9 protein-coding genes and 1 pseudogene are annotated in these 10,407 nt (G+C 67.1%); 6 read left to right on the top strand and 4 right to left on the bottom strand.

Going from position 1 to position 10,407, the window contains the following annotated elements; translation table 11 throughout:
* Both VHB27_RS19735 and VHB27_RS19730 read left to right on the top strand, forming a co-directional pair.
* Positions 1-261 (top strand): annotated as a pseudogene (locus VHB27_RS19735) (ammonia channel protein); the annotation flags it as partial.
* A 161-nt stretch (positions 262-422) separates the two neighbouring features.
* The gene (locus VHB27_RS19730) at positions 423-1,802 is read left to right on the top strand and encodes a porin (protein ID WP_325603740.1); all 1,380 of its coding nucleotides are present in this window, start codon (positions 423-425) and stop codon (positions 1,800-1,802) included.
* 52 nt (positions 1,803-1,854) lie between these two features.
* On the opposite strand, the gene VHB27_RS19725 is transcribed toward VHB27_RS19730, so the two are convergent.
* The 4 genes from VHB27_RS19725 to VHB27_RS19710 all read right to left on the bottom strand — a co-directional run bounded on the left by VHB27_RS19725 (position 1,855) and on the right by VHB27_RS19710 (position 6,038).
* Positions 1,855-2,616, bottom strand: a complete 762-nt coding sequence (locus VHB27_RS19725; protein ID WP_325603738.1) for an SDR family NAD(P)-dependent oxidoreductase — start codon at positions 2,614-2,616, stop codon at positions 1,855-1,857.
* Positions 2,613-3,563, bottom strand: coding sequence for a 3-hydroxyacyl-CoA dehydrogenase family protein (locus VHB27_RS19720; RefSeq protein ID WP_325603736.1), 951 nt, complete (start codon positions 3,561-3,563; stop codon positions 2,613-2,615). Before VHB27_RS19720 ends, VHB27_RS19725 begins: the two co-directional genes overlap by 4 nt.
* Before the next feature lie 76 nt (positions 3,564-3,639).
* The gene (locus VHB27_RS19715; protein WP_325603734.1) at positions 3,640-4,350 is read right to left on the bottom strand and encodes a glutathione S-transferase N-terminal domain-containing protein; all 711 of its coding nucleotides are present in this window, start codon (positions 4,348-4,350) and stop codon (positions 3,640-3,642) included.
* Positions 4,347-6,038, bottom strand: a complete 1,692-nt coding sequence (locus VHB27_RS19710; RefSeq protein WP_325603732.1) for a thiamine pyrophosphate-binding protein — start codon at positions 6,036-6,038, stop codon at positions 4,347-4,349. The genes VHB27_RS19715 and VHB27_RS19710 overlap by 4 nt, the downstream gene beginning before the upstream one ends.
* 60 nt (positions 6,039-6,098) lie before the next feature.
* Here VHB27_RS19710 and VHB27_RS19705 point away from each other — a divergent pair, with 60 nt between their 5' ends.
* From VHB27_RS19705 to VHB27_RS19690, 4 genes are all read left to right on the top strand, one after another.
* Positions 6,099-7,313 (top strand): cytochrome P450, encoded by a 1,215-nt coding sequence (locus VHB27_RS19705; RefSeq protein ID WP_325603730.1) that lies wholly within the window; start codon positions 6,099-6,101, stop codon positions 7,311-7,313.
* A 178-nt stretch (positions 7,314-7,491) separates the two neighbouring features.
* Positions 7,492-8,814 carry a homogentisate 1,2-dioxygenase gene (hmgA, locus tag VHB27_RS19700; RefSeq protein WP_325603728.1) on the top strand — a complete coding sequence of 441 codons (1,323 nt, stop codon included), beginning with the start codon at positions 7,492-7,494 and terminating at the stop codon, positions 8,812-8,814.
* On the top strand, positions 8,811-10,097 hold the full coding sequence (fahA, locus tag VHB27_RS19695) for a fumarylacetoacetase (RefSeq protein ID WP_325603726.1): 1,287 nt from the start codon (positions 8,811-8,813) through the stop codon (positions 10,095-10,097). Before hmgA ends, fahA begins: the two co-directional genes overlap by 4 nt.
* A gap of 20 nt (positions 10,098-10,117) precedes the next feature.
* On the top strand, positions 10,118-10,407 hold a 290-nt coding region (locus VHB27_RS19690; RefSeq protein ID WP_325603724.1), incomplete at its 3' end, for an ABC transporter substrate-binding protein.

Genomic DNA, 10,407 nt, shown 5'->3' with positions numbered 1-10,407 from the left:
GGCGGCATCGTCGGCGCGCTGCTGACCGGCGTGTTCTCCTACGGCCCGCTGTCGGCGACCGACGCCAGCCCCGACGGCTCGCCGGGCGGCCTCGCCCAGCTCAAGCTGCAGGCCATCGGCGTGTGCTCCACGCTGGTCTATAGCAGCGTCATGACGTTCATCCTGCTGATGATCACCAAGGCCCTGGTCGGCCTGCGCGTCGGTCAGGAAGAAGAGCGGGAGGGCCTGGACATCGTTCTTCACGGCGAACAGATCCTGTAGTTGCGGCCAAAAGGCGCTTCGGCCGGTCCGAAGCGCCTTTTCTGTCGCTAGCCGCTTGATGTTTATATACAAACGATACAGGTTTATATACGAATCATATGTTCAGGGAATCGGTCTCGGTATAGACCCTGTGCGTCCAACATCCACCTAGGAAACGAAACATGAAGACTTGGTGTGTTTCTCGCGGGGTGCTGCTCGCCGCCGCGGCGGCAATCGCCCCAGGCCTCTCTCAGGCCGTCGCCCAGACGGCCCCGGCGGCCACGACGGCGGCTCCGGCGACTGCGCCTGCTCCAACGCCGGCCGCCGACGCGCCGCCGCCTGGCCTGTGGATCGACGGAATCCACCTGTCGGCCCAGCTCGACGCCGGCTTCAACATCAACCCCTCCAACCCGCGCGACGGAAAGAACTTCGGACAGCTCTTCACCGATTACGCGAACCAGGCGACGATCAACCAGTTGTTACTGACGGCCAACAAGCCGCTGGACCCGAAGGACTCGGACTTCCAGTGGGGCTTCAAGCTGCAAGGCATGTATGGTTCCGACGCCCGCTATACCCAGTACCTGGGCATCTTCAACAACGCCGTACCGGGCGATCGTTATCAGTTCGATATCGTCGAGGCCAACGCCCTGTTCCACCTGCCGGTGGTGACCAGCGGCGGCCTGGACCTGAAGGTCGGCCTGTATCCAACACCACTCGGTTACGAAACGATCGATCCGTCGACCAATCCGTTCTATACCCACTCCTACATCTTCCAATTCGGCCTGCCGTTCAAGCACACCGGCGGCCTGGCGGTCCTGCATGTCAACGACATGCTGGACGTGTATGGCGGCGTGGATACCGGCACCAACACGACCTTCGGCGTGCTGGGTGAAAACAACAGCGCGATCGGCGGCATTACCGGCGTGAACCTGACCTTGATGGGCGGGAACCTGACGGTCCTGGCCTTGACCCATTTCGGTCCGGAGCAGGCGAGCCGCTTCCTGGGCAATCCGTCCGTCACGGGCCTGCCGACCGGCTACAACGCGGATGGATACTGGCGTTACTACAACGATATCGTCATCACCTACAAGGCCACCGACGCCCTGACCCTGGTCACGGAGCTGAACCTGGTCCGCGACGATTTCGGCAAGACGACCAACCCCGGCAAGCCGGTGAACGCCTTCGGCATCGCCCAATACGCGTCCTATGCACTGAGCGATACGCTGACGCTGAACGGCCGTGCGGAACTGTTCAGGGACGACAACAACTTCTTCGTTGCGTCCTATGCGAACAACAACGACCCGGTGAAGGTCCAACAGGGCTTCGTCGTGCCGTTCGGTCCTTATGCCGCTGCCGGTTCGAACGCGACCTACACGGCCCTTACGGTCGGCGTGACCTGGAAGCCGAACGTGTCGGCCCCGCTGTCCGGCCTGCTGATCCGGCCTGAAGTCCGATGGGACCATGCGTTCGCGAGCGGCCGCACCTATAACGTCAACTCCGGCACCGGGAAAGGCACTCTCGATAACGTAACATTCGCGGCCGACGCCGTGATCACCTTCTGATCGGCGGCCGTAATCAACAAAAAAGGCCAGCTCCCGAGCTGGCCTTTTTTTGTTACAGGGTCAGCCCGCCATCGACGACGATCGTTTGCCCGGTCACCATCGCCGCGCCGAAACCCAGGAACAGGATCACCTCCGCCAGGTCTTCCGGCTGGCAGCGGCGCTTCAGCAGCGCCCGCTCGATCGATTGCTGCCGCTCCTCGTTCGTCCACTCCACCATCCAGGAGCTGTCGACGGCCCCCGGCGCGATGGCGTTGACCCGGACCTCGGGCGCCAGCGCACGCGCGAGGTTCTGCGTCAGGCTCACGACCCCCGCCTTCGTCGCCCCATATGCCAGGCTGCTCCCCGCTCGGCCCAGGCCGGCGATCGAGGCGGTGCTGACGATGGCGCCTTGCGCCGCCTTCAGTGCCGGCGCCGCGGCCTTGGCACAGCGGAACACGCCCAGCAGGTTCACCTCCAGCAGCGTATGCCACAACTCCTCGGTGATCATGTCCAACTCGGCCGGCGCGATGCGGCGGCGCGTGCCGGGCGTGCCAGCATTGGCCACCAGCAGGTCCAACCGGCCCAGGTCTTTCACCGCCTGCGCCACCATCCGTTCGGCCTCGCCGGCCTCCCCCACGCTGCCGGGGGCGATGATCGCCTTGCCGCCGGCAGCGACCAGCTTGTCCACCGCCTCCGGCCCGCGCGGGTCGTCAGCCAGGAAGTTCACCGCGACCGTGCAGCCGAAGCCCGCGAGCATCTTCGCCGTGGCGAACCCGATGCCCGAGGCGCCGCCGGTCACCAGCGCCGTCTTGCCGGCCAGGTCGTAGCTGATCATTTCCCCTCCATGGGCCCAATGGCCCGCAACGCCTGCTTCAACGCCAGCAGCTTCCGGTCGCGTTCACGGAACAACTCCTCCGGCGAGCGCTTGCCCCAGTCGAAATAGCCCTTCCCGGCCATCACGCCCGTCCGGCCGTCCGCGATCAGCTTGTCCAGCGTCTCGCTGTGGTCGCGCGGCTGCGGCGGGGTATAGCTGCGGTTCTTCAGCCCTTGCTGCATCAGGTTCAGGCCGGTGAAGTCGGCCTTCGCCATGATCCCCAGGATGGGGATGCGCAGGGCCAGGCCATGCAGCACGGAATCGTCGATGTCCTTGGGAGTCACCAGGCCTTCGTCCAGCAGGCGATAGACCTCCAACTGCATGGCCGCCTGCAGACGGTTGGCAACGTAACCTTGCACCATCTGCTTGAACACGACCGGCGCCTTGCCCATTGCCTTGACCATGTCGCGGACGACGATGACCGCCTCGGGCTTGGTCTTCGGACCGGGACACAGGTCGACGAGGTCGCATAGGTAAGGCGGCGTGTACCAATGCGCGATGATGGTGCGTTCCTGCAGCCCATCCGGCACCAGCGGGAAGATATCCAGGTTCGACGTGTTGCTCGCCAGGATCGCGTCCGGCGCCATCATCCGTTCCAACTGTCCGTAGACGGCGCGCTTGACGTCGGGACGCTCGACCACCGCCTCGATCACCACTGCGGCGTCCCTGACCGTATCGGCCAGGTCGGGGACGCAGCGGACCGCGGCGGACAGCCATTGCCGGTCCTTCTTGCCGTCGGCCTCGCCGGACGCCACCAGCGTTTCCAGCGCCGTTGCCATCAGCCCCGGCGCGCGTCCAAGCGCTTCGGGGCTGTTGTCCGTCAGGCGGACGGAATGGCCGCCGAGGGCGAACACCAGCGCCAAGGCGTGCCCCATCAATCCCGCGCCGACGACTGCGATCTCTGCCATGTCATCTCCCCCAATCCTGCATCGGCACCCTACGCACAGGCGTCGAGGCCAAGCAAATTCAACACCGAACGGCGCGTCAGTTGCGTGGATGCAACCCGAACCGGTCGCCCATGCCGTCAAACAGGCCGATCATCCGCGTCCGCCAATCCAGTACCGCCGGCAACTCCGGCATCAATGCCAGCATGTCGCGCGGGCTGCCAATCCGAGCATATTGAAACAGCGAGAAGACGATGTAATCGGCGTAGGCCGGCGCCGTCCCGGACAGGAACGGCTGTTCCGACAACGTCAGTTGCAGCGGCCTGCACAGCGCGGCCAGGGCCGGCAATGCCGCGTCCCGGCCCGAGGCCGCTTCTTCCAGCGTCATGCCCAGCTCCGCCTCCCGGGACGAGCGGTAATAGGCTCTGTCCTCCGGCATCAGCACACCGGGAAAATCGGGCAGTATCTGGATCCGCAGCGCCGGCGACAGAACCGTGTCCGCCCAGAGATTCGCCATCCGCGTCACGCCTCGCCCGATCCCGCCGCCGAACAGCGGCGGCGCGTCCGGAAACCGGTCCTCCAGGTGGCATGCGATCGACCAACTGTCGTGCACGACGGTCCCGTCATGCTCGATGATCGGCACCATGTGCTGGCCGCTGAGGCGGCGTATCCGGTCGACGTCGGCGAACCGCGTCTCGACCACCTCGGGGGTCAGGCCCTTGTGCGCGAAGGCATAACGGATCCGCCACGAGAACGGGCTGATACGCCGGCGTTCCAAGCCGATACGTTCATGGAAGATCAGCGCCGTCACGCGCCCTCCGGCAACCAAGGTTCCGGCGCGCGGCAGTCGATGTCCGTCGCGACATCGACGACCACGGTTTCATCCGACGCTACGGCCTCCCGCAGCGCCGGCGCGACCTGGTCCGGCTGCTCGACCCGGATGCCGCGCAAGCCGAAGGTCCGGGCGACGTCGGCGAAGTTGGTGGGACCGAAGCGTACCAGCTCCGCGACGTCGCCCGGCTTGTTGCCCTGCTGCCGCTGGATGTTGGGCCAGCCCTGGCCGAAGCCCGAATTGTTGTTGATCACCAGCGTTACGGCGATGCCGCGCCGGCGCGCCGTCTCCAGCTCCGTCAGGTGGTAGTAGACGGCACCGTCGCCGGACCAGCAGATCACCTTGCGGTTCGGGGCCGCGCATTTCGCGCCCAGCGCCGCCGGGAACGACCAACCCAGCGAGCCGGCAGCGCGCAGATAGGTCTGCCCTTCGCCGTTCAGCTCGATCAGCGTGCTGCTCCAGATGCCGGAATAGCCGGTGTCGGCCACCAGGATGCCGTCCGGCGGCAGGGCCCGCGTGATCTCGGCGCACAGCCGGTCCGGCCAGATCGGCGCCGCATTGCTGGCCAGCGCCGCCGCGCGGCTCTCCCGCCAGGCGGCCACGATCCCCGCGGCGCGGTCCGCGAAGGCCGAGTCACGGCCGACCCGCCCGATCGTCTGGATCAGCGCCGCCAGCGTCGCCTTCGGATCGCCCATCAGGCCCAGCGTGTTTCCATAGGAACGACCGATTTCCGTGGGATCGATATCGATTTGCACACAGCGCGTCTCCGGCGCCGGGATGCGCCAGGTGTGAGTGACCTGGTCCCCGGTCTCGCAGCCGACGAACAGCACGAGGTCGGCCTCATGCACGATCTGGTTGGCCGGCGGGGCCGCGTAATTGCCGGCGCAGCCGACCGACAGCCGGTGCCGGGTCGGAACGATGCCGCGGGCGCCCAGGGACGTGGCGATCGGCGCTTCCAAGGCCTGCGCCAGCATCAGCAGTTCACGGCCGGCGTCGGAGGCGGTCGCTCCCTCGCCCGCGACGATGACCAGGCGCTTCGCGGCCAGCAACTGTTCGGCGGCCTTCCGGACCTCGGACGGCGAGGGCACCGGGCGATAGGGCGGCAGGGTCATCTGCATCACCGGGTCGGCGACCGGCGGCTCGCTGACCAGGCCGGTTTCGATGACTTCGGCCTGCAGGCCGTTCAGGTCCAGATGCGCCGGCCGGGGCGTGCCGGTCATCGCCTCCCGCCAGGCCTGCCGCATCAGCCGGGGCAGGTCCTCGGCCTGGTCGACGCGGGCCGCGAACTTTGTCACCGGGGCGAACAGGGGGGCGTGGGGGATTTCCTGATACGCATTGCGATGCTGCATCCACGGCTGCTTGTGCCCGGTCATCGCGATCACCGGCGCGCGTCCCAGATACGCGTCCTGCAAGCCGGCGGCGAGATTGGCCGCGCCCACCGACTGGGCGAAGCAGATGCCGGGGCGGCGGGCGATACGGGCATAGCCGTCGGCCATGTAGGCGACGGCTTTCTCGCTGTGACCCAGCACGCGCTGCACGCCCAGCGTCCCCAGCTCGATCAGGGTGCGGCGCAGGACGGCGTCGATGAAGAAGACATGGGTCGTGCCGTTGGCGGCCAGGCTGCGGGCCAGGAATTCGGCACCGGTCACAGGTTCGACGGATGTCATGGATGATCCCCCTTTTCGCCGTACGGTAGAGTAATCCGCGGCTTGCGGCTATGAAGGGCCATGGACGCAGCTCTCGCGGATGACTTCGACCTTGAGTCCTTGCCGGCATCGTTCCTCGACGATCCGTATCCGACCTATCGCGCGCTGCGGGCGCATGCGCCGGTCAAGCGCCTGCGCAACGGGTCGTATTTCCTGACCCGCTATGCCGATTGCGCAGCGGTGTACCGAAGCACGACGCTATTCAGTTCCGACAAGAAGCGGGAGTTCCTGCCGAAGTTCGGCGACACGCCGCTGTATGAACACCACACCAACAGCCTGGTGTTCAACGACCCGCCGCTGCACACCCGGGTGCGCCGGCTGATCGTCGGGGCGCTGTCACCGCGGGCGATCTCGGCGATGGTTCCGGGATTGCAGGCCTTGGTCGACCGGCTGCTGGACGCCATGGCGGACCGGCCGGAGGTCGACCTGATCGCCGACTTCGCCGCCGCCATTCCCGTCGAGGTGATCGGCAACCTGCTGGATGTCCCGCACGAAGACCGCGGCCCGCTGCGCGGCTGGTCGCTGGCGATCCTGGGCGCGTTGGAACCGGTGCTGACGTCCGAGGCCGCCATGCGCGGCAACCAGGCGGTGACCGACTTCCTGGCCTATCTGCGCGGCCTGGTCGCCGACCGGCGCGCCCATCCCGGCGACCCCGAACACGACGTGCTGACGCGGCTGATCCAAGGGGAGCCGGACGGCGAGCGGCTGACGGAAACCGAGCTGCTGCATAACTGTGTGTTCTTGCTGAATGCGGGGCACGAGACGACGACGAATTTGATCGGCAACGGGCTGGTGGCGCTGCACGACCACCCGGACCAGCGTACGCGCCTGCACGATGACCCCGTGCTGATCACCACCGCCGTCGAGGAAATCCTCCGCTACGAAAGCTCCAATCAGCTCGGTAATCGAGGCGTGGCACAGGATACCGAGGTCGGCGGCGTGGCAATGCCCGCCGGGACGCTGATCACGCTGTGCATCGGCGCGGCGAACCGCGACCCGGATGTCTTCCCCGATCCCGAGACCTTCAACATCGCGCGCACCGCCAACCGCCACCTGGCGTTCGGCGGGGGTTTCCACATGTGCGCCGGACTGTCGCTGGCGCGGCTGGAGGGGCAGGTGGCGATCGGGTCCCTGCTGAAGCGCTTCCCCGATTACGCGTTGACCGCGCCGCCGGTGCGCGGCGGGCGGGTGCGCTTCCGCGGGTTCCTGAAGATACCCTGCGCGCCGGGCGGTTAAGAGGACGGACATTGCGGGCGTGTTATGGACGGAGCGGGCCATGACACGAGCAAACCGCGGGTTCGTGGCGGAAAGCCCCGCTCCGGTCTCGCGACAGCGGACGCCCGCTTGTCGGGATCAGCCGCCTGTCTGTATGAACCCGCGAGGCGTTCGACAGAGACGAACCACGAGGAAACCCATGGACCAGGTCACCCAAGCCACGGTCACCTCCGGTTACCAGACCGGTTTCGGCAACGGTTTCGAGACCGAGGCGCTGCCGGGCGCCCTGCCGGTCGGCCAGAACTCCCCGCAACGCTGCGCCTATGGGCTGTACGCGGAACAGCTCAGCGGCTCGCCTTTCACCGCGCCGAAAGCCGCCAATCAACGGTCCTGGCTGTACCGCATCCGGCCGACGGTCGCGAGCTGGGGGGATTTCCGGCCGCTGGACCTGCCGCTGTGGCGCACCGCGCCCGGCGGCGATCCGCTCCTGCCGCCCTCGCCGCTGCGCTGGGACCCGATCCCGCTGCCGGACCAGGCGCAGGACTTCGTACAAGGCGTGCGCAGCATCACCACCGCCGGCGATGCTGGATCCGGGACCGGGATCGCCGCGCATGTCTATCTCGCGACGCAATCCATGGCCGATGCGTATTTCTATAATGCCGACGCCGAGATGCTGTTCGTGCCGCAACTCGGGTCGCTGCGCCTGCGCACCGAGTTCGGTGTCATCGACATCGCGCCGGCCGAGATCGCGGTGATCCCGCGCGGGGTGAAGTTCCTGGTGGAACTGGCGACGGGCCCTGCGCGCGGCTACCTGCTGGAGAATTACGGCAGCCCGCTATGCCTGCCGGAACGGGGGCCGATCGGGGCGAATTGCCTGGCCAATCCTCGGGATTTCCTGACGCCGGTGGCGGCGTATGAGGACCGGGACGCGCCCTGCCGGCTGATCGTGAAATGGGGCGGCGCGTTCTGGCAGGCAGAGATCGGGCATTCCCCCCTGGACGTCGTCGCCTGGCATGGCAACTACGCGCCGTACAAATACGACCTGCGCCGCTTTTCCCCGGTCGGGCCGGTGCTGTTCGACCATGCCGATCCCAGCATCTTCACCGTTCTGACCTCGGCCAGTGAAACCCCAGGCACGGCCAATGTCGATTGCGTCATTTTTCCGGAACGATGGATGGTCGCGGAGCACACTTTCCGGCCGCCCTGGTATCATATGAACATCATGAGCGAGTTCATGGGCCTGATCTACGGCGCCTATGATGCCAAACCGCAGGGCTTCGTGCCCGGCGGCATCTCCCTGCACAACACGATGCTGCCGCACGGCCCCGATCGCGAGGCGTTCGAGGGCGCGAGCAACGCGGACCTGAAGCCGCACAAGCTGGCCGGCACCATGGCGTTCATGTTCGAGACCCGCTTCCCGCAGCGTGTCACGTCCTATGCCGCCGCCCTGCCGCAGTTGCAGCCATCCTATCGGAACTACGGCGCGACGCTGGCGAAACATTTCAACCCGGCCCGCGCATGACCACCGCGATCGACGAAACCCACGATCCGGCCTTGAGAAGCTGGGTCGAGAGCGCCAACGGTCATCCGCATTTCCCGATCCAGAACCTGCCGTTCGGCGTGTTCTCGCCCCCCGGAGGCGCGCCGCGCGGGGGCGTGGCGATCGGCGATTCGATCCTGGACCTGGCGGGGCTGGTTTCGGCCGGATTGCTGACCGGCGCGGGCGGCCAGGCCGCGGCGGCATCGAGGCTGAACGGGTTCCTGGCCCTGGGCGCCGGCCCGCGGCGGGAGGTGCGGCGCGCGGTCTCCGCCCTGCTGGCAGCGGGGTCGCCGCGGCTATCGATGGTCCTGCCGCTGCTGCACAAGGCCGCGGACTGCACGATGCACCTGCCATGCGCGATCGGCGACTACACCGATTTCTATGTCGGCATCCACCACGCGACCAATGGCGGCAGGCTGTTCCGCCCGGACAATCCGTTGATGCCGAACTACAAATACGTACCGGTCGCGTACCATAGCCGAGCGTCGTCAGTACGGCCGTCGGGGGCGACGGTGCGGCGGCCGAAGGGCCAGACCAAGGCGCCCGACGACGCCGCTCCGGTTTATCGGCCCAGCGCCCGGTTGGACTTCGAACTGGAACTGGCCGTCTGGATGGGACCCGGCAATACGCTGGGCGACCCGATCGCGATCGGCGACGCCGCGGACCACATCGCCGGCTACGGCCTGCTGAACGACTGGTCCGCCCGCGACATCCAAGCCTGGGAAGCCGCGCCACTTGGTCCCTTCCTGGGCAAGAACTTCTCGACCAGCGTGTCCTGTTGGATCGTAACGCCCGAAGCATTGGCGCCGTTCCGCATGGCGCAGCCTGCCCGGCCGGCGGGTGACCCGCCGCCGCTGCCCTATCTCTTCGATGCCGCCGACCAGGCGTCCGGCGCGCTCGACCTGGACCTGGCCGTCCATCTGGCCCCGGCGGGCGGCACGCCGCAGCCGCTGGCGCACAGCCATGCGCGGCACATGTACTGGACTCCGGCGCAGATGGTCGCACATCACACGTGCGGCGGCTGCGACCTGCATCCCGGCGACCTGCTGGGAACCGGAACGATCTCCGGTATCGAACCGGACAGCCTGGGCAGCTTGCTGGAGCTCAGCGAGGGCGGCCGCAGGACGGTCCGCCTGGCGGATGGCACGGAGCGGCGATTCCTGGAGGACGGCGACGAAGTCATCCTGTCAGCACGCGCGCACCGCGATGGTTTCGTTTCCATCGGTTTTGGAGAATGCCGGGGGACGATCACGCCGGCAATGTAAGGGGCGGGAGGAACCAAGGAATGACGATCGGACGACCTGGCCGCAGGACGGTGCTGGCCGGTGCGGCGATGACGGCCCTGGCATGTCGTGCGCGGGCCGCCGATGCGGTCAGGATCGCCGTGCTGACGGATGAGAATGGGCCTTACGCCGATAGCGGCGGGATGGGCAGTGTCGCCGCCGCGCGGATGGCAGCGAAGGATTTCGGCGGCACGGTGCTGGGGCGTCCGATCGAGATCCTGCACGGCGACACGCAGAACAAGCCGGATGTCGCGGCTTCGATCGCGCGCGGCTGGTACGATCACGGCGTCGA

Origin of the sequence: Rhodopila sp. (genome assembly GCF_035548235.1) — a bacterium.
Lineage (GTDB): Bacteria > Pseudomonadota > Alphaproteobacteria > Acetobacterales > Acetobacteraceae > Rhodopila.
This window is presented reverse-complemented; position numbering and strand designations above follow the sequence as displayed.